The organism is Allobosea sp. LjRoot9 (assembly GCF_964252745.1).
Classification (GTDB): domain Bacteria; phylum Pseudomonadota; class Alphaproteobacteria; order Rhizobiales; family Beijerinckiaceae; genus Allobosea.
On the sequence record NZ_CAXUPC020000002.1, the window covers coordinates 220250 to 239705 of the forward strand.

At 62.6% G+C, this 19456-nt stretch carries 20 protein-coding genes; 3 read left to right on the forward strand and 17 right to left on the reverse strand.

The window, feature by feature from the left end; all coding sequences use genetic code 11:
- Positions 1-102: 102 nt before the first annotated feature.
- Together ACSQ3P_RS09575 and ACSQ3P_RS09580 are read left to right on the forward strand one after the other, a co-directional pair.
- Entirely contained in the window at positions 103-882 is a 780-nt protein-coding gene (locus ACSQ3P_RS09575; RefSeq protein ID WP_436165361.1) for an outer membrane protein, read from the forward strand.
- A 223-nt stretch (positions 883-1105) separates the two neighbouring features.
- Positions 1106-1477 carry a hypothetical protein gene (locus ACSQ3P_RS09580; protein ID WP_436165362.1) on the forward strand — a complete coding sequence of 124 codons (372 nt, stop codon included), beginning with the start codon at positions 1106-1108 and terminating at the stop codon, positions 1475-1477.
- Between the two features lie 288 nt (positions 1478-1765).
- Here the strand turns inward: ACSQ3P_RS09580 and ACSQ3P_RS09585 are convergent, their stop codons facing one another.
- The 10 genes from ACSQ3P_RS09585 to ACSQ3P_RS09630 form a co-directional block, all read right to left on the reverse strand.
- Entirely contained in the window at positions 1766-2467 is a 702-nt protein-coding gene (locus ACSQ3P_RS09585; RefSeq protein WP_436165363.1) for an alpha/beta hydrolase, read from the reverse strand.
- A gap of 182 nt (positions 2468-2649) precedes the next feature.
- The gene (locus ACSQ3P_RS09590) at positions 2650-3528 is read right to left on the reverse strand and encodes a Pnap_2097 family protein (protein WP_436165364.1); all 879 of its coding nucleotides are present in this window, start codon (positions 3526-3528) and stop codon (positions 2650-2652) included.
- An 11-nt stretch (positions 3529-3539) separates the two neighbouring features.
- Positions 3540-4814 carry an MSMEG_0569 family flavin-dependent oxidoreductase gene (locus ACSQ3P_RS09595; RefSeq protein WP_436165365.1) on the reverse strand — a complete coding sequence of 425 codons (1275 nt, stop codon included), beginning with the start codon at positions 4812-4814 and terminating at the stop codon, positions 3540-3542.
- 16 nt (positions 4815-4830) lie between these two features.
- On the reverse strand, positions 4831-5118 hold the full coding sequence (locus ACSQ3P_RS09600) for an MSMEG_0570 family nitrogen starvation response protein (RefSeq protein ID WP_436165366.1): 288 nt from the start codon (positions 5116-5118) through the stop codon (positions 4831-4833).
- On the reverse strand, positions 5111-6256 hold the full coding sequence (locus ACSQ3P_RS09605; protein WP_436165367.1) for an MSMEG_0565 family glycosyltransferase: 1146 nt from the start codon (positions 6254-6256) through the stop codon (positions 5111-5113). Before ACSQ3P_RS09605 ends, ACSQ3P_RS09600 begins: the two co-directional genes overlap by 8 nt.
- The gene (locus ACSQ3P_RS09610) at positions 6253-7236 is read right to left on the reverse strand and encodes a sll0787 family AIR synthase-like protein (RefSeq protein ID WP_436165368.1); all 984 of its coding nucleotides are present in this window, start codon (positions 7234-7236) and stop codon (positions 6253-6255) included. The genes ACSQ3P_RS09605 and ACSQ3P_RS09610 overlap by 4 nt, the downstream gene beginning before the upstream one ends.
- A complete protein-coding gene (locus tag ACSQ3P_RS09615; RefSeq protein ID WP_436165369.1) occupies positions 7236-7772 on the reverse strand; it encodes an MSMEG_0567/Sll0786 family nitrogen starvation N-acetyltransferase in 537 nt (178 codons plus the stop codon). Before ACSQ3P_RS09615 ends, ACSQ3P_RS09610 begins: the two co-directional genes overlap by 1 nt.
- Positions 7772-8923, reverse strand: coding sequence for an MSMEG_0568 family radical SAM protein (locus tag ACSQ3P_RS09620; protein ID WP_436165370.1), 1152 nt, complete (start codon positions 8921-8923; stop codon positions 7772-7774). The genes ACSQ3P_RS09615 and ACSQ3P_RS09620 overlap by 1 nt, the downstream gene beginning before the upstream one ends.
- Positions 8832-9890: a Nit6803 family nitrilase gene (locus ACSQ3P_RS09625; RefSeq protein WP_436165371.1), complete on the reverse strand. Its 1059-nt coding sequence runs from the start codon at positions 9888-9890 to the stop codon at positions 8832-8834. Before ACSQ3P_RS09625 ends, ACSQ3P_RS09620 begins: the two co-directional genes overlap by 92 nt.
- 30 nt (positions 9891-9920) lie before the next feature.
- Complete coding sequence (locus tag ACSQ3P_RS09630) at positions 9921-10403, reverse strand: MSMEG_0572/Sll0783 family nitrogen starvation response protein (protein ID WP_436165372.1); 483 nt, start codon at positions 10401-10403, stop codon at positions 9921-9923.
- A 360-nt stretch (positions 10404-10763) separates the two neighbouring features.
- Between ACSQ3P_RS09630 and ACSQ3P_RS09635 the strand changes: the two genes are divergently transcribed.
- Positions 10764-12146 (forward strand): PLP-dependent aminotransferase family protein, encoded by a 1383-nt coding sequence (locus tag ACSQ3P_RS09635; RefSeq protein ID WP_436165373.1) that lies wholly within the window; start codon positions 10764-10766, stop codon positions 12144-12146.
- A gap of 93 nt (positions 12147-12239) precedes the next feature.
- On the opposite strand, the gene ACSQ3P_RS09640 is transcribed toward ACSQ3P_RS09635, so the two are convergent.
- From ACSQ3P_RS09640 to ACSQ3P_RS09670, 7 genes are all read right to left on the reverse strand, one after another.
- Positions 12240-13586, reverse strand: a complete 1347-nt coding sequence (locus ACSQ3P_RS09640; protein ID WP_436165374.1) for an MFS transporter — start codon at positions 13584-13586, stop codon at positions 12240-12242.
- 394 nt (positions 13587-13980) lie between these two features.
- Positions 13981-14385, reverse strand: coding sequence for a DUF983 domain-containing protein (locus tag ACSQ3P_RS09645; RefSeq protein WP_436165375.1), 405 nt, complete (start codon positions 14383-14385; stop codon positions 13981-13983).
- Between the two features lie 182 nt (positions 14386-14567).
- The gene (locus ACSQ3P_RS09650; RefSeq protein ID WP_436165376.1) at positions 14568-15278 is read right to left on the reverse strand and encodes an ABC transporter ATP-binding protein; all 711 of its coding nucleotides are present in this window, start codon (positions 15276-15278) and stop codon (positions 14568-14570) included.
- Entirely contained in the window at positions 15275-16036 is a 762-nt protein-coding gene (locus tag ACSQ3P_RS09655) for an ABC transporter ATP-binding protein (RefSeq protein WP_436165377.1), read from the reverse strand. The genes ACSQ3P_RS09650 and ACSQ3P_RS09655 overlap by 4 nt, the downstream gene beginning before the upstream one ends.
- Entirely contained in the window at positions 16029-17060 is a 1032-nt protein-coding gene (locus ACSQ3P_RS09660) for a branched-chain amino acid ABC transporter permease (RefSeq protein ID WP_436165378.1), read from the reverse strand. The genes ACSQ3P_RS09655 and ACSQ3P_RS09660 overlap by 8 nt, the downstream gene beginning before the upstream one ends.
- 10 nt (positions 17061-17070) lie before the next feature.
- Positions 17071-17937, reverse strand: coding sequence for a branched-chain amino acid ABC transporter permease (locus ACSQ3P_RS09665; protein ID WP_436165379.1), 867 nt, complete (start codon positions 17935-17937; stop codon positions 17071-17073).
- Between the two features lie 68 nt (positions 17938-18005).
- Entirely contained in the window at positions 18006-19220 is a 1215-nt protein-coding gene (locus tag ACSQ3P_RS09670; protein WP_436165380.1) for an ABC transporter substrate-binding protein, read from the reverse strand.
- Positions 19221-19456 lie beyond the last annotated feature (236 nt).

The window sequence follows — 19456 nt, forward strand, 5'->3', positions numbered from 1 at the left end:
CCCCATCGAAAACAAATTGCAGCGCCCGATGAACAGCAGGACCGCCTGCCATCGGACCGCTCACTCATCCGCGATCGCGGACCAACCCCGGAGACCAACAAGATGTCATTCTTCCCGCGCGCTTGTCTCGCTTTCGTCGCGCTCAATGGCCTCGCTGCCAGTGCCGCCATTGCAGCAGACCTTCCGAGCAACAACCAGGTGCCGGTCTATACTGCCCGAGCTCCGGCTTTCACCTGGACGGGCTTCTATGTCGGCGCCAATGCCGGCTACGGGGCCAGGGTCGGCAAGGATTATGCGCAATCCGTGCAGCCCGGCTACTTCCCAGGGGCGCCAAGGACATCCGGTACGATCACGTCCGAGCGCACTGGCGACGGCATCATCGGCGGAGCGCAAATCGGCTACAATTACCAAATGGGCAATTGGGTCTTCGGCATCGAAAACGACATTCAATACATGGATCTAGGCAAGAAGAAGAGCGGCTACAGCTTTGCCGGCTCCGGCTCTGTTCCGGCCGGCTTCGACTACAACGGCCCCGAAAAGACGGTGGATTGGTTCGCAACCGGCCGTGGCCGAATTGGCTATGCCTTCGACAATCTCCTCGTCTACGCCACGGCCGGCCTCACCTATAGCAGCCTCAAGAGCGAAAACTGCACGACCGGAAAATGTGACACCAACAAGATCGGCTATGTCGGGGGCGCCGGCGTGGAATATGCCTTCACGCCGAACTGGACGGTCAGGGTCGAGGGCCTTTACGTCAACCTCGGCAAGGCATCGGCTGGCGCGATTGGTACAGACGCTTCAGGCCGCGTCTACACAGGCAGCGCTACCAAGATCGACAACGATATCGCGCTGGTCCGGGCGGGCGTGAACTACAAGTTCTAGAGCGTTTTCGAGCGAAGTGGGTACCGGTCCGCGTGAAGAAAACGCGTTAAAACAAAGAGCTAGAGCTGTTGAACGATCCAATTGGATCGGAAACTGCTCTAGGGCCTCACGTTCCGCCCCTGATCCACCCGCTTGTTTCCTGGCAGCCGTCCCGCACCGATTACCGGGACGGCGAGGCCAGTGGATGTCGCACCGCCATCCCCCGGAATGAAGGAATATGCCAATGAAGGTTTTCGTCATCGCACTAGGCATGACAGCAGCCATTATGATGGATCTCGTCAGACCTGCGGTTGCTCAAGTCGTCATCGACCGGAACCATTCGCAATCAGTCGATTCTGGTGAAGCTGACATGGAAGCCCAGGCGCTTCAGGATTGGAATCGCCGTCACAATGCGCCCAATGGGTGGGGAGAGCGCCGCAACAATTTCGGCCCGCGTGATGTCATTCGTCTCTTGGAGAGACGCGGCTATCGGGTTCGCGACGTCAACGATGTCGGAGAGCGATATCTCGTCAAGGCATCGCGGGATGGCGACGATGTCCTCGTGAGCGTGTCAAGGAGTGGAGAAATCATGGGGGTCGTACACGACCGTTATTGATCAAGCCGACAGGGGGCCCAGGGATAGCGAGCTGCGAAAGCTGTGCCCCAGTCTCGGGCCGAGCTGCATGACCAAACCGTTATAGAGATCCAGCGCCAGGATCGAGACCGTTTTCCCTTGATAGACCGTTGCTTTAGCAGTTCGCCAGTCGGCCCCTTGAGCAGCGGCGGCAATAGATGGGGCTTGCGATCAGGCCTCTGAGACCGTTTGAAAATTGAGCCCTCACCCCGGGGAGGCGCGAAGCGGCGTCTCGAAGGATGAGGGGTCCGGAAAGTCTCAAACAGGAATCTAATAGCCCTTCCAAATTTCTGTGGCCGCCTCGTCGATCAGCGCCGCAACCTCAATAGGTTTCGAGACAAGCGAGGCGTGCCCTGCTTCCAGCGTGACGACCTTCCGCGCGCCGATCCGCGTTGACATCCGTTCCTGGTTCTCAGGCGCAATCATCCGATCGCCACTGGAGATTTGATACCAAGAAGGTTTCTTCTTCCAAGCCGGAGCCGTAATGCTATCTCCGAACGTCGTAGCAAGCGGCGCCTTTTGCGCTATTCCCATCACCAGCGCTTCCTCCGGCGTCAGATCTTGACCGAAGCTCTCATGGAATTTCTCCGGTTTCACCCACAGAAAACCATCGCTATCGGGAACCAGATTGGGCGCGGCCAAAGGTGGATGCTCTTGCGTGATCCCACCCGGGCTTTCGCCAGCTTCGGGCGCAAAAGCAGCAATGTACACCAACCCAACCACGTTGGGTTGATCGCCCGCTTCCGTGATGACGGCGCCGCCATAGGAGTGCCCTACCAGCAGCACCGGTCCTTTTTCTTGCGCTATCATCTTGCGCGTACGCTCGGCATCGTCGTTGAGCGAAGTCAGCGGCAACTCAACCGCCTTGATCGCACTGTACCCCTTTTTGGAAAGCTCAAGGATCACTTTGTTCCAATGAGCAGCGCCTCCCCAGAAGCCATGCACCAGTATGATCAAAGGCTTAGTCATCATCGTTTGTTCCTCCCAAGTAAAAGAAAACCATTTATATATTTGGGTGATTATGTTGCCGACTCTCACGCGCAAAGGCATATTTTATGCGCTTGTCGGCCATACGCTCTCGAAGGAATTCCGACAGATTCGAGAGCCTACAGGCAGAAGGCCCGGTTATCGCGGTCGGTCAGGTGCACGCCCCATCAGGAAGGCATGCCGATAGCACGGCGTGTGAAGACATCGGCAACCTTGGAACCGTCAACACCCCTGACGATCTGGAACCAGTGCGTGAGGATATCGCCCTCCACCTTCTGATCGCGCAGGTCGAGGGTCAGGCGCTCTCCAACCTCTATGTTGCCATGATAGACGATGTCCCGGGCCAGCGTCGCAAGCGCTGGCCGCGCCGCCCCGAAGATCTCCCACTCGGCTCGATCGACAAAAGCCTGGAAAGCGGCGAAATACAGGAAGTCGGCGCCGTTAAAATCCTGCGACGGGCAAGGATGGACCGTAACGCTGCGGAGCGGTCGCGCCGCGTCATTGCGCAACCCGAAATGCTCCACCCATTCGCCACGGATCATCGCGGCCATCTCCGCCACATGCGCAAACGTCCGAGCATCCTCCACAGCAGGAAAGCCGACGATAGCGACGCGCGCGATTGAGCGGTTGCGCCCCGCCTGGCGACGCTTGACGAAGACCGAACAGAGCGACACGCAGCCCATGGGCTGCCCGCGCCGGCTCAGCCGGTGGATGCTGGCGAAGCGTGTGCGGGAGATGCGGGCGATCTCGGAGGAAACAACGAGATTGTCGTGCTCGGCGCAGGATGTGAAGGCAGCATCCCGGATCGAGACCGAGCAGAAGGCCGCGTAGACCCGGTCGCCGGCCTCGTCACGGAAATCTGGAACCTCCAGTCCCACCATGCGGGCGAGCAAGGTCCAGTGCCGGTGGCCGAGCTCCTTCAGCAACCATGTCTCCGACAGGCCACCGCATGCGAGATGCGGCATGCCGAGGCGAAGATGATCTCTGGACGCGAAGATCCGCTGAGTCTCTTGTGTCGCAGGCAGCGGCGAGACGGCGATGTTCATGGCGAGGCGTCCTAGATTCCGGCCTGGAGCTTGGCCGGCACCTGAGCCTCGAACAGCTCCACGATCCGCTCCGCCAGGAAGGCGGCATCCCGCGCCACACTGGAGAAGCGTCCAGAGCCCCAGGTATGGAGCCAGGGCAGGCCCAGGAAATAGACGCCCTCCTGGGAGGTGACGCCGCGCTGGTGCGCGGGATGGCCGCCACCGTTGAAGACGGGCACGTCGAGCCAGCGGAAGTCCGGCTGGAAGCCGATGCACCAAATGATCGCCGCGATGCCGGCCTCGTCGAGGTCGAGCGAGAGCGGGTCCTTCTGTGGCGTCCAGACCGGTCGATAGACCGAGGGCGGCGGCGCCTCGATGCCGTTTTCGGCAATGAATTTGTCGATCGAGGCGTTGATGCCGTTATAGACCCGGTCGGCCTCGTCGAGCGCGGATGTCAGTGTCGGCTTGAAAGTCAGCCGATCGGCCTCGTCCATCGCATTGAGCTGGCCGTAAAGCCTCATGCCCTCCAGCGCGAATTTGCGCAGGTCGATATCGCGGCCGCCGTCGCGGCCGGTGACATAGTGGTTGGTGTTGTCGCGCACGCCCTCGCGAAGCGGGTGCCTGTCGACCGGCATGTCGTAATAGCCCATATCGGCAAGCCAGGTGACAACGTCGCGACCACGATAGAAGCGCGCACAGCGCGGCGCGTTGCCGACCGCGAGATGAACTTTACGGCCGGCCAAGTGCAGATCCTCGGCGATCTGCGCCCCGGATTGACCCGATCCGACCACCAGGACTGCGCCTTCGGGCAGGGATTGCGGGTTGCGATACTGCTCAGAATGAATCTGCTCGATGCTCCCGGGCAGCCGCTCGGCCAGGCGCGGGACGATCGGCAGATGATAGCCGCCTGAGGCGACCACGACCTGGTCGGCCGTATAGGTTCCCTCTGAGGTCGCGACGTCGAATCCGCCATGAGGCCTTGCGGCGACGCGCTGCACGGCGACCCCCTCTCGCAGCGGCGGAGCCACCGTGGCCCGGAAGCTGTCGAGATAGGCGAGGATCTCGCCCTTCTTCATAAAGCCGTCTGGATCAGGCCCGGCATAGGGGTGGCCGGGTAACTGGCATTGCCAGTTGGGCGTGACGAGGCAGAAGTTGTCCCAACGCCGCGTCCGCCAGACATGCATTGCTGTGTGTTTCTCGAAGACGAGGTGATCGATGCAGCGTGTCTTGAGCTCGTAGCTGATTGACAGGCCGGCCTGTCCGCCGCCGATGACGACGACGGGGAGATGTGATCGCGCGTTGGTCATGGGCAGTGTCCCTCGTTCAGTCTTCGAATGCATCGACGGCGACGCTGGCATCAGGAGCGGCGGAAAAACGCTGTGCAGTGGCCTCGATCCGGGCGAGTTGCGCCAGCGCCTGCGAACAGGGGTGGCCGTAGCGGGCCTGGACGCGCTCGCTAGCAATAGTGAGCGCGGTCCGGCTCAATGAGACGAACTGCTGGAGCGGATAGCTGGAGCCGGGCGCGAAATAGTCTTTGATGACCAGAGAGGGCGAGTAGCAGCGCTCGGGCGTGCCGTCCGGCCAGCGAATAAGGAAGCGCATCTCAGGCATAGACGAGCTCCTTCAGGCTTTCGTAGACACCGAGATGGGCTTGGGCCGCGATCGACCAGTCATGGGCGGCAGCGACAACAGCGCCGTTGCGGATGAAGCCCGCGCGCAGAGGCAGGCTCAGTGCCGCAGCCATCGCATTGGCGATCGAAGCGACATTGAAGGGGTCGCACCAGGCCACGTCGTCATCGCCGAGATATTCGGTGAACGGTGCGATCCGCGCGGTCACGACGGGGACGCCGCTCGCCATGGCTTCCAGCACGACAAGACCGAAGCCTTCCTTCACCGAAGGAAAGACGAGGCTGTCGGCAAGCCGGTAGAGCCTTGGCATGTCGTCCTGCGAGACCGGCCCGGTCTGGATCACGGCGCGGGGAGGAAGAGCGAGCTCCGCTAGCGCTTCGGTGAAATCCTGCCGATAGCCGCGATGATCGAGCAGCGAGGCGCCGCCGGCGATGACCAGCTGCGCAGACGGATGCAGGACGAGGATCTGAGCGAAGGCCTGCAGGATGCGTACCGTGTTCTTGCGCGCCTCGACACCGCCGATGGCGAGGAAAACGGGCCCCTCGCCTATGTCATGACGGACCCGCAAGGCAGCTTCGCCGCCATCAGCGGTCGGCGAAAACACGCTTCGATCGACACCATTGCCGACGATCGTCGCCTCGAAGCCGAAAGCGCTGCGCAACTTCTCGCACCATGTCCGGCTCACCGCGAAATGGCGCCCGGCGGCTGCGATCGACCGCTTCTGAAGCATCCGCAGGCGCTCATCCGCGAAATCGTCGATGTGGTGCACGGTGTGGGCGAAATCACCGATCAACCCGCGCTCCTTGAGCGTCGCCAGCGCATTGCCGGAAATGCCGTCCTGGGCATGAAAGACGTCGAAGCGGCGATGGACCGGCCCCTCGAAATACCGCACATAATCGGCGATCCGCTGCTCGACCATCGCCGTCATGCCGCCGTTGGCCGGCGTCGCCGTGACGCGGACGGTCTCGCACAGCGTCTCCCGGAAGAAGCCTGCGCCGGCGGCATCGGGCGCATGGACGACGGCCTCGTGCCCCAGTCGCACCAGCGCCTCGCCGAGCGCCAGCGCATGCACGACGCCGCCGCGCGGATTGGTCGAATGGGCGAGGATCGCGACCCTCATGCCGCGGCCTCCCTCGGCGCGGCGCAGCCGAGTAGCGGCTGGTGGGCGTGATCCCATATAGCTTCCGTTGCGCGCCCATCGGTGATCGCGACCCGGCTGCCGGCCGCGATCAGGCCGATATCCGCTGCCGCGATATCGCGCTCGGCATAGAGCGCCGTTACCGCCTCGATATCGGCAGGAGCGACAGCGAGCAGATAGCCGAAACTCGGAAAGCTCGTGAGCCAACGCTCCAGCGGGACTGCCGCGGGTTTCGGCACCGCTGTGACATCGATGGTGATGGCGACGCCGGAGCATTCGGCAAGCATCGCCGCCGTGCCCACGATACCGCCCTGGCTGATGTCCTTGGCGGCGCGGGACAAGCCGGCCTCGGCGATGCGCGGCAGTAGTTCGAGATCGCCGCGCAGCCGATCGGCCGGCGCATCGGTCGCAGCCTCCCAGTTGGAAAAGGGCTCGCGATATCGCCCGCGCAGATCGATCGCAGCGACAAGGTGGTCGCCGGGCTTAGCGTCGAAGCTGGTGAGAAGGCGTTTGGCGCGACCCAGCACCGCGACGGACAGCTGGCCTCGGTCGGTGCGGATATTGCTGTGGCCGCCGACGATGGGAACGCCGAAGCGCGCCGAAGCGTCAGCCAGCCCTTGCAGCACTGGCTTGGCCTTATCCTCGCCATTGGCCCAGATCGCATCGACGATGGCCAGCGGACGCCCACCCATCGCTGCGATATCGGACAAATTGACCATCACCCCGCACCAGCCGGCGAACCAGGGATCGCCAGCGACGAACTCATTCATGAAGCCTTCGATGGCGAAGAGCAGCCAGCCGTCGCCATCGGGGATCGCGGCGCAATCGTCACCGACCGGTACGGCAGAGGCACCCGACAGTCCCAGCCGCTCCGTCACCGATCCGATATCGGCTTTGGCGGTAAGCCCCCGGCCCGCTCGCAGCGCGGCGGCGAGAACGGCAAGATCGGGCAACGCGCTCATCAGGCGGCCCTTCGCAAAGTGAGGAAGCCGTCTTCGGGCTTGGGAAAGGGTGGATAGAAGGCCAGATCCGCCTCCATATGGTGATGCGGCCGGCCATGCAGATCGCACTCGCCAATGCTTCGCCAGTGCAGCCGATGGAACAGCGGCACATTCTGGCTTTGCACATGCGCGAAGAAACATGTGCAGCCGCGTGCATGCGCCGAGGAGACGGCGAGACGGATCAGGGAGGCACCGAGCGCTCCGACCTTGCGGTAGTCTTCGGCAACAGCCAGACGCGAACCCCACCACACAGCCGGGCTCTCCTCATGGATACGCACCGTCCCAACGACGGCGCCCGCGGCGACCCCCAGGAGGGACAGCGCCACGATCGGCGTAGCGACCGCATCGAGGTCGTCGCGATCGTCGCTCCCGAAAAGACCTTGCTCGCGGCAGAAGACGTCCCGGCGCAGGGCGGCTGCACCGGCACGCTCCCAAGCCTCCGTCGCGTATTTCACCTGGAACTCGCTGGCGACGAACGCCTTGAAGGGGTCGAACATCAGGCACACCCCTTTTGTTGCGACAGACCACGCTCATAGGTCGAGAGCGCCGAGCAGGCGCCGCATTTGGCGCAACCCGCCTTGACGTCGATCGCTTTGAGCCCGCTCGCCAGCAACATGCCCGCCAGCGGGCCCAGGATGGAGTTCATGAAGGCTGGCGGCGGCGTCGGCTGGCTCTCCAGCGGCGTGCCGGAAATCGGCACGAATGGCACGACGAAGGGATAGACACCGATGGCGGTGAGGCGACGACAGATCTCGAGAATCTCGTCGCGCGTATCGCCAAGCCCCGCGAGGATGTATGTCGAGACTTGACCGCGCCCGAAGACAGGAACGGCCGCCTCAAAGGCGGAGAAGTATCGCTCCACCGAAACCTGCGCCTTGCCCGGCATGATGCGTTGGCGCACCGGCTCGGTAACCGCCTCGAGATGCATGCCTAGCGCATCGGCGCCAGCCTCCCTCATGCGGCCAAACCAGGCGTCGTCGTCGGGCGGCTCGCATTGCACCTGGATCGGCAGGTTGACCGCGGCCTTCACGGCAGCCGCGCTCTCGGCAAGGATCGCCGCGCCGCGGTCCTTGCCGGGCGGCGTTCCAGTCGTCATCACCATGTGCTTGACGCCGTCGAGCGCGACCGCGGCTTTCGCCACCTCGGCGAGCTGCGCCGGGGTCTTGCGCTCAATCGTGCGCCCTGCCGCGAGCGACTGGCCGATGGCGCAGAACTGGCAGGTCTTGGTCCGGCTCTGATAGCGGATGCAGCTCTGAAGGACCGTAGTCGCCAGCACGTCGCGCCCATGCAGCACCGCGATCTTGGAATAGGGAATACCGTCCCGCGTCGTCAGCCCGTAGAATTTGGGTTGGACCGGGAACGAGACCTCGCCGAGCACCAACCCCTCGCGGGTGATGCGGCTTCTGCCATAGGCATCTGGCTGTTCGACCAGATAGGGACTCTCGAAGGCCGGCGCGGTGTGCACCGGCACCATCACGGTCATGCCGTCGATGGTGAGCGCCTTGTGGTCCGACGGCCCGGCGCCGCCTCGGCGGCTGTCGGCGCCAATTCGAGGATCAACCAGCCGCACCCCGAAGGATTGCAACTCGTTGATCAGCTGCTCCGTCGGCAGTGGCTTCAGTTCGGCTTGCGGTAGCGTTTGGTTCATGGGGAAGGCTCTCCGCCGGAAGGGGAAAGGAGGGGGCGGCCGTGCGCATCGGGACGGCCTGACGGTTGTCGAGATTGAGGCTGAGCAATTCGGGACGGGCGTAATGGCCGACTGAATCCATCATCCGCTTGCGCTTGGTGATGAGGCCCATGTCGAGATCGGCGATGAGAACACCTTCGCCCTCGGTCAGAGGCGGCACGACATGGCTGCCTTCCGGGGAGATGATCGCCGTCATGCAGCCGCCGCGCAGACCCCTGCGCAGCCTTTCGTCGGGCGATATCCGGGCGATCTGCTCTTCCGTGAGCCAGCCGGTCGAGTTGACCACGAAGCAACCGGATTCCAGCGCATGATGGCGAATCGTCACCTCGATCTGCTCAGCGAAGATCGGCCCGACCAGAGAGCCGGGAAACTGCGCAATATGGATTTCCTCGTGCTGGGCCATCAGAGCGTAGCGCGCCAGCGGGTTGTAGTGCTCCCAGCAGGCAAGCGCGCCGATGCGGCCCACGGTAGTGTCGACGACCTTGAGCCCCGCCCCGTCGCCCTGCCCCCAAATCATGCGTTCGTGGAAAGTCGGCGTCAGCTTGCGCCGCTTTAGCAGGAGCTCGCCATCCGCGTCGAAGATGAGTTGGGCGTTGTAGAGCGAACCGTGGTCGCGCTCATTGACCCCAAGCACAATCACGATGCGGTGCCGTCGCGCAGCTGCCGCGACAGCCTCCGTGACGGGACCGGGCACCGTCACGGCATTTTCGTAAAGCCGCAGATGCTCCCCGCCGGTCAGGACCGGCGGGTGCACGAAGGAGAAATAGGGATACCAGGGCACGAAGGTCTCGGGGAAGACCACAAGCTCCGCACCCTTGCCTGCCGCCTCGGCCGTTGCGGCCAGAACGCGATCGAGCGTCCCGGTGACGCTGTCGAGATCGGGCGCGATCTGCACCGCGGCGACTCGAACCTGCCTTGTCTCGACCATCACGACCTCCTTGTCTGCGACAGGCCCGCCTCAGAGCGTCCAGGTGTCGAGGATGAAGGCATTGTCCTTACGGTGGAGCAGGATGAGATCGAGCACGTCGAGCGGGCTGATCGGGATGATGCCGGGGATCAGCGAGCCCTCGCCATGCCCGTACAACGCCTGGAGCGCGAAACGACAGGCATAAACCTTGCCGCCCTCCTCGATGAACTTGGCGATCTGGTTGTTGAAGTTCTGGTGGCCGGGGAAGGCCTCGTCGCCGAGCTTAGGGAAGCCGCGCTGCACGCCGAGCGTAACGCCAGGGCCGTAAAGCAGGACAGCGGTCTCAAAGCCCTTGCGTTGCAGGCGCGTGGCCTGGAGCAGGTTGACGAATCCGATCGAGCCTTCGAACGCCACGGTATGGAAGGTCACAAGAGCCTTCTCGCCCGGCTGGGCTTTCACGTCCTCGAATTTCTTGTCCTCGTAGTCGACGAGGAAGTCGCCCTTCTGATTGGCGGGCTTGGTGACGGCAGGCATGATGCTCTCCTCGGTTCCGAAATGACCGCCCGATGACGGGCCGAACGCGAAGGAGTTTTGCAATCAATGTGCCAATTGATTGGTGATTAAAATATCGTCAATAACCGTCAATATGCATTCAATAATACATTCAATCTCACACCAGGGCGAGAACTTGCGCTGCGCACCCTTTGAGCGATGCTCATTAGAATCGCAGTAAAATGCCTGAATCTTGCGCGCCTTGTCGGCGCGCAGCCACTCACAGAGAGACCTTCCGCCTATCAACCTTGCGGGATTGAGGGTGACAGGCGAGCAATGCAACAATATACAGTCAATTCGAGTAGGCGTGCGAATCGCGCCGGTTTATGAAGTTGCAGAGCCATGCTCAATTGGACACCCGACCTGACGCGCAGCGACAAGCCGCGCTATCTCGCCATCGCCGATATCATCGCCGAGGACATCCGCAGCGGCCGACTCACGGTCGGCGACCGCCTGCCGCCGCAGCGCCGGCTCGCCAGCCGCCTCGACGTCGATTTCACCACGGTAGCGCGCGGCTATGTCGAGGCCCAGAAGCGCGGACTGGTCGAATCACGCGTGGGCCAGGGTACGTTCGTGCGGACGCCGCCGCGTCCGACGACCGTGACACGACCGCCTAGAATCGAGCCCGTCGACCTATCGATGAACCTGCCCCCCGAGCCGAACGACCCGGACCTGATCGCGAGAATGCAAGATGGCGTGGCCGAGGTGAGCCGCGATCTCGTGTCGCTGCTGCGCTACCAGGGTTTTGGCGGATCCCCAGCCGACAAAGACGCGGCTTCCGCCTGGCTCGGCCGCCGCGCTTTGGTACCCTCGCAAGAACGGCTATTCGTCACACCGGGCGCCCACTCTGCGCTGCTCGGTATTTTCGGCATATTGGCTAAGCCAGGTGACGTGATACTTGCAGAGGCCCTCACCTATCCCGGTGCGCGTGCCATCGCGGCGCAGCTCGGATTGAAACTTGCCGGCCTGCCGATGGACGCCGAGGGCGTCGACCCTGACGCCTTTGCGGAGGCCTGCGTCAAGCTGAAGCCGAAGGCGCTCTATCTCAATCCGACGCTGCAGAACCCGACGACGCTTACCATTCCCGAAGCCCGACGCGTGGCGCTCGTGGCGGTTGCGCGGCGCTACCATGTTCCGATCGTCGAGGATGACGCTTATGGCTTCATCCCGGCCCATGGGCTGCCGCCCTTCGCGGCGATTGCGCCGGACCTGACCTGGCATGTGGCGGGGCTGGCGAAATGCATCGGCGCCGGCCTGCGCACGGCTTATGTCGTCGCGCCCGATACGCGCGCCGGATGGCCGTTCGCCGCTGCCCTACGGGCTTCCAATGTCATGGCTTCGCCGCTGACCGCGGCGATCGCGACGCGCTGGATCGAGGACGGCACCGCCGACACGATCCTGCGCTTCATCCGGGCCGAGACCGCGGCGCGACAGCTGCTCGCCGCCGAGATCCTGCCAGCCGGCAGCTTCCGCGCCGACCCGATCAGCTTCAATCTCTGGGTCGAGCTGCCGGAGCCGTGGACGCGCTCGTCCTTCGTCGGCCACATGCAGTCGACCGGCATCGGCGTCGTCGCGAGCGACGTCTTCACCACCGATGGCGCCCCTCCTGAGGCGGCGCGCGTCTGTCTTGGCGGCCCCAAGGATAGGGAGACGATTCGCAGCGCGCTGGAATACATGGCGCATGCCTTGAGCAACTCTCCGCACATCGCCTCGGCCTTCCTATAAGCCGGCGTTCCGCTGCCTGGGCTCGCTGCTTTACCGTCAAAGCATCAGCCCGGCCGCCTTGGTGACCAGTCGAAACAGCCCGGCCGCGCAGCATCAGTGCACGGCGGTCGAGAGCGATCCAGCGGGCAGCCGTGCCTGCCGGGTCCGGATCACCCCCATCGCGAGAGCAGCAATTGCGAGTGGCGCGGCCAGCCCCAGATAATAGCCGGGAACGCCGCCGGCCTGGAGGAACCAGCCACCCAAGGCCGAGCCGATGATGGCGCCGGTGCGGCCGATGCCGATGGCCCAGCCCGTGCCGGTGGCACGAAGTTCCGTCGGATAAATGCTGGAGATCAGGTAGTTCAGCGCGATCTGTTGGCCCCCGATACCAAAGCCCGCTGCCGCAACCAGAATGAAAACGACCGTCCAGTTTGTCCCGCTCAATGCGAGGCCAATGCTGACCGCTATGCCAATCGCGAACATGATGATCAGTATGAGCCGCGCATTGACCTTCGGCAGGACGAGGGAGAGCGGGATAGCAAACAGGATGAAGGCCGTGTTGACCGTTACGGTCCCGAAGGCGGCAGTGGCCGCAGGCAGGCCCGATGCGGTCAATACCGTAGGCAACCAGAGCAGCAGCATGAACCAGGCGATCCAATTGAAGAGATAGGTCGCCCAGACCGCGAGCGTGCTCATGCGATATTCCGGCGCGAAAAGAGCGGCTACAGAGCCCTTCTGGACCTTTTCGGCGGCGACGAACTGCGTGCCGGCCGGCACTGGGCGGCCAAGAATGCCCTCGGCCAGGCTGCGGCTCTTGGCCAAGTCGACTGACCTGCCGCGCGCAACCAGGAACTGGGGCGATTCCGGCAGAAGAGCGAGGCAGATAACCAGCATCGCGAGAGGGAGCGCGCCGCCGACGATGTAGATGCCCTGCCAGCCAATCGCCGGCATCCAGGCAGAGGCCAAAAGTCCCCCCAGCACTGCGCCAAGAGGAAGGCCGAGAAGTACGCCGGTCAGCACCGAACCTCGGGTGTGCGCAGGGCTGTATTCTGCGGAGAGCGCTAAAAGCACTGGCGTCGCGCCGCCCATCCCCAAGCCTGTCAGGAAGCGAAGGACGACGATTTGCGCCGGGGACGTCGCAAAGGCAATGGCTAGGGAGAAAATGCCAAACAGGGCGATTGCCCCAAGAATCGCGGCGCGGCGGCCGATGCGATCGCCGATCGAGCCGAGCGTCATGGCGCCGATGGCCATGCCGAGCGTCCCGGAGATGAATATGTAAGTCATATCGGCGGGGGCCATACCGAATGCTTTGGCGATCGCTGGGCCGGTATAGGCAATGCATTGGGTATCGAAGCCATCGAGCGCCGCGACCAGAAAGCAGAGCATGAACACAAGCCACTGCCGACGGCGGATCGGTTCGTTATCAAGAAGGCTCTGAAGACTTTGAGTTGCAGTTTTCATGTTTCTCCCTTGGGTCCGTTTTTTTCGGCCACTGGGGCCGCTTTCGGCTCAGGGAGCAATTTCACGATATCCTGCACAGCGTCCAAGACCGTCTCGGTCAGCTTTGATACCTTTTAAGTCTAAAACCGCCCTCTGCCCTTGGCGCGCGCCTTTACTCTTGGGGCATGGCAATCGGTAAGATTGCTAGTAAACGGCTTCTGCAAGCTCGGCGCGCCGTAGATCTCCAACGACATTTCGGCCTAGAGCGATTTCCGATCTAATTGGATCATTCAATCACTCTAGGCATTATCTCGATATTTTGTAGTCTAATTTCGCTTAGACAGTTAAATTTGGTGCCATTTTACAGAATTTATTTGGCGATATACAAATACAATAGAGGAAAGAAGGCAAAATTTTAAACTATTGGTTGCTTAGGATTTGCCAAACGGCCCTCCTCAGCTTTGTAAAAAAACTGAGTCGCAACTAACCATCCCTTAAGCGGCCGAAGAGGCGGGATACACGTTAGCAAGATCAAAGGGAGGGTTGTAACGAGATGCACCCAAGCGGGAGGCTCATAGGCTAGCTCTAGCCATAGTGCGAAGCCAACTGCAGGAACACAGAAGAACATCATCACGAAGAACGCTGGACCATCGGCAGGGTCCGCGAAGGAATAATCAAGGCCGCAGACTTCGCAGCGGGGGCGCAACTTCAGGAAGCCGAGGAACATGCCCCCCTTTCCACAACGAGGGCAGAGTCCACGAACGCCCGTCCGTAGGGGAGACAGAGGTGGCCATTCTTCACTGTTTGTCGCCGTCTTCATTTCCATATCCATTCGCTCCGGACAGCGCCCGGTTTCGTGTCCATCTATTGTCATCGGAGGAAACGCCTTGATCTCTGCTCAGGGTTTCAGCGTGCCGGGTTCCCACCTCCGTCGGCCATTGAACCTCGATACTGTCTGGCCCGTGCCAGGAGCACGCGCTGACATTCGAAAATACGATCTCCTCAGATGCCGAGATGCCGTTCGAGAATTGCCGGATTGGCCTGAAGTTCGCCAGGTGTCCCATCGAAAGCCACCTCTCCCTTGGCCATCACCACCATGCGGTCGGCCACTTTGGCGAGGCTGCGGAAGTCTTTGTCCACGACGATGGTGGCAATACCTTCGGCGCGGATGACGCCGAGCGTCTTCCAGATCTCCTGCGCTATCAGCGGCGCAAGGCCTTCCGTCGCCTCGTCGAGAAGGATCAGGTCTGGATTGGTCATCAGGGCGCGGCCGATCGAAAGCATCTGTTGCTCTCCACCTGACAACTGGTGCCCGCCATTGCCGCGGCGCTGGTGCAGTCTCGGAAACACCTCGAAGACTCGGTCGATCGTCCATCGTCGAGAACCCGAAACGCCTTGGCGGGCGGACATGACGAGGTTCTCCACGACAGAAAGCGAGCCGAAGACGCCGCGCCCTTCCGGCACATAGGCCAAGCCTTTGCGGGCGATGTCTTCGGGCTTGGCACGCAGCGTGCTGGTTCCAGCGAAACCAATCCGGCCCCGCCGATCCGACAGGAGGCCGACGATAGACTTCAACAGCGTCGTCTTGCCCATGCCGTTGCGCCCGATCAGAGCGATTTGCTCGCCCGGGCGGACAACCAGATTGACCCCATGCAAGGCCTGGCTGGCACCGTAGAAGCTCTTGAGGTCGACGATTTCCAGAAGAGCGTTCATGCCACCGCTCCATGGTCTTGGCCGAGATAGGCTGTGCGAACGGCAGGGTGGCTGCGCACATGGTCGGGCGCGCCGGAAGCAATCACCGTTCCGTCCGCCATCACGGTTAACCGGTCCGCCAGGACGAAGACCGCATCCATGTCGTGCTCGACGAGGAGGACGGCACGGCCCTGCTTGAGACGCCGGATCAACGCTATCATGCTCGACGCCTCGGCATGGCCCATCCCTGCGAGCGGCTCGTCGAGGAGGATGACCTTCGGCTCGGTCGCCAACACCATAGCGATTTCGAGCTGGCGCTGCTCGCCATGACTCATGAACTTGGCGATGGTGTTGGCCCGATGGGTAAGGCCAACCTCTGCGATGGCGCTATTGGCGCGAGCGTTGACGTTGAGATCTTTCGTCACGCTGCCGAACAGCCGCAACGCCTGCCCGCCATGCGCCTGCGCCGCAAGGCGGACATTCTCGAATACGGTCGATGTCTGAAAGATTGTCGTCTTTTGATAGGAGCGACCAACTCCAGCTCGTGCCCTACGATCGGGCGACAGAGCGGTAATGTCGCGATCGCGCAGCATGACAGCGCCGGCGCTGATCGAGACGTCGCCCGAGAGCAAGTTGATCAGCGTGGATTTCCCGGCACCATTCGGGCCGATCACCGCATGGACCTCATCACGGTGAACGTCGATGGAGACGCCCGACACGGCCTTCAAGCCCCCATAGCGCTTTTCGAGCGCTGTCGCCTTGAGCAGGACCTCAGACATGATTGAGCGCCTTTCCGACGGGAACGGCGACGACCTTGGTCGTGTCCGCCTTCGCGTTCGATTCGTCAGAAGAGCCGGGCAGTAGCATGGCGGCGAGTTGCTGGAGCCCACCGGGCAATGCGAATACCAGTCCGATGACGACGAGGCCCTTGATCAGCTTCCAGTGCTCGAATGAGGATTTCAGCACCTCCTCGAGCCCGATCAGCGCGATGGCGCCGACTATCGGACCGAGGACCGAACTCATTCCGCCGAGCACGACCATCACCAAGACGCTGGCGCTCAGATGCCAGCCCAGCATCTGCGGCGCGACGAAACCGAACTGCGCGGCTGAGAAGTAGCCAGCAAGCCCGGCGATCATCGCCGAGATGACGAAGGCTGCCAGACGGATGCGGAAGACAGGAAAGCCGAGCGACAGCGCGCGTCTTTCATTGTCGCGCGCCGCAGCCAGAGCATGGCCGAAGGGCGAGCGCACCAGCGCGCGGATCAGCAGCACCGCGCCGACCAGGCACAACAGCACGACGTAGTAGAATGCGTTCGCTTTCTCGAGGTCGAACAGGATCGATCCGGCGACCGTGAACTCCGGCTTGAAGTAGATGTACAGCCCATCTGAACCGCCACCTATCTTGGTGTCGTGGAAGAAGTAGAAGAGCATTTCGCCGAAGGCGAGCGTGACCATTATGAAGTAGATGCCGCGGGTCCGGAGCGAGAGCGCGCCGATGATCGCCGCGACAGCACCGACGGCGAGAACCGCGACCGGCAGGGACAGCCAGCCGGACGCACCGCCGCTTTCGGGGGAGAGGAAGCCAAGCATGTATCCGGCAAGTCCGAAGAAGGCGGCATGGCAGAGGCTGACCAGCCCGCCATAGCCGACGACGAGGTTCAGCGAGAGGGCCAGCATCCCCATCAGCATCGCTTTGGACGCAAACTGCACGTAATAGCCTGGCGCAAGCAGCGGAAGCGCTAGTGCGGCTGCGAGCGCGGCGGCGATGAGCGCGTTGGTCGCAGGCGGTGAGGAATGGATCATTGGAGCCTCCTCACGCCTTGCCGAGCAGGCCATTGGGCCGCCAGAGCAGCACGCCAGCCATCAGCACATAGATCAGGATCGACGAGATCTGCGGGAAGAAGACCTTACCGAAGGTGTCGGTCAGCCCAATCAGCAGCGCTCCGATCGCGGCACCGGCGACCGAGCCGATTCCGCCGAGAACCACGACGACGAAGGAGAGGATCAGCATGCCGTCGCCCATGCCAGGAAAGACGGTCGAGATCGGTGAAACCAGGATACCGCCCAGCGCCGCCAGCGCGATCCCGCTGGCGAAGACGTAACGATTGACGAGGTCGAACGGGATACCGAGACAGCGCGTCATGTCGCGGTTCTCAGCTCCGGCGCGGATGATCATGCCCAACCGCGTCTTTTGGATCACGTAGAAGATCGCGACAGCCAACAGGAGGCAGATCAGGCAAAGAGCGATTCGGTAGATCGGGTAGGACAGTACATCCGTGAGCTGAATCGAGCCCTGCAGCCAGGATGGCGGCGCGACCGAGTGGACATCCTTGCCGAACAGGACCTGCCGAACCTCGTCGATCACCAGGATCAGCCCAAAGCTCAGCAGCACCTGCGCGAGGTGGTCGCGCCCGATCATGCGTTTGACGAAGACCTCTTCCAGCGCAACGCCCAGCACAAAGGAGATCGCGAGCGCCCCGACGAGCGCCAGCGTGAAGCTGCCGGTGTAGGCGGCGATCGCCCAGGCGAGATAGGCGCCGAGCATGTAGAAAGCGCCATGCGCGAGGTTGATGACGCCCAGAATGCCGAAGACGAGCGTCAGGCCGCTTGCCACGAGGAATAGCACGAGCCCGTATTGCACGCCGTTCAGCAACTGAACGGCGAAAGTGATCGCATCCATGGCGATTATCCTACCGTCGGAACAGAGAAATGGGCGCGGGGCGCGACGCCTCGCGCATCGTCGCGTGCTCAGGCAGGAGCACGGCAGCCGCGCGCCGGGTCGTTGACGGCCTGGCCGGCGACCGAGACCAATTCGTTGCGGCCGTTGCGGACCTCGCGCAGGTAGACGTTCTGGACGGGGTTATTCGCCTTGTTGAAGCTCAGCGGGCCGCGCGGGCTGTCGAACTTCGCCGCTTGCATGGCCGCGACCACCTGGGTCCGGGCCGCCCAGTCGCCCTTCGTGGCGGAAAGTCCCGCCGCCATCAGCGCAGCTGCATCGAAACCTTGCACCGCATAGATATCGCCGTCCTGCCCGGTCTTCGTCTTGAAGGCGGTCAGGAAGGCTTTGTTCGCGGCGTTGTCGAGATTATCGGCGTAATGCAGCGTCGTCTTGATGCCGTTGGCCGCCTCGCCCTGGGCCGGAATCGTGCCGTCGGTCAGGAAGCCCGCACCATAGAGCGGAATCGACTTGCTGAGACCAGCGGCCGCGTAATCCTTGACGAACTTCACCGCCCCGCCGCCCGCGAAGAAGGCGAAGACGGCGTCCGGTTTCAGCGTCGCGATGCGGGTTATCAAAGCCTGGAACTCGACCTCCGGGAAGGGCAGCGCCAGCTCCTCGACGACCTTGCCGCCGGCCTTGATGAAGCCCTCGGCGAAAGCGCCGACCATTTGCTGGCCGGCGGCATAGCGCCAGGTGATACTGACGACGTTGCGGTGGCCGGCGTCGAACATCACCTTGCCCATAGGCTCGCAAACCTGCCAGTTCGAAAACGAAGTGCGGAAGATGTTCGGCGCGCAGAGCGGGCCGGTAGCCTCGTTCACGCCGGCATTGGGAATGATCAGCATCGTGTTGGTGTCGCGAGCAACCTTGACCATCGCCATGGCGACGCCGGAATGGACCGTGCCGACAACGACATCAACCTTCTCGCGGCCGACGAGACGGTTCATGTTGTCCGTTCCCGCCTCGGGCTTGGACTCGTCGTCGACCTGGAAGAACTGGATCGGACGGCCGCCGAGCGAGCCGCCCTGCTGCTCGACATAGAGGCGGAAGCCGTCATCAATGAATTTGCCGAGCTTCGCGAAGGTCCCCGAATAGGGGAGCATGAACCCCACCTTCAGCGGTGCCGCCTGCGCGATCGCTGGCGTCGGGAAACGAAACGCGGCGCCAGCGGCCAAGACACCGGCCGACCCCATCAGGAAGCGACGGCGATCGAGCGAGCGCAACAAAGTGATCGATTGTGACATGAAACTCTCCTCCAGCGGCTATTGCGCGTTTTTCGCTGCCGGGAGAGACCTCCGGCATGACCGGGCCTCCTCGGACGGCAAGCGTTTCTTCCCAATAGTCACGCTAGGGAGGCTCACTCGTTAAGGACAGGATCGATTGAGTGTATTTTGATACCTCGCAGGTATGATCACTCCGCCGACCTCGCAGGGGCTCTGGATTTTTCGAAGGTTGGAGCCGGCGCTCAGTTGAATTTATG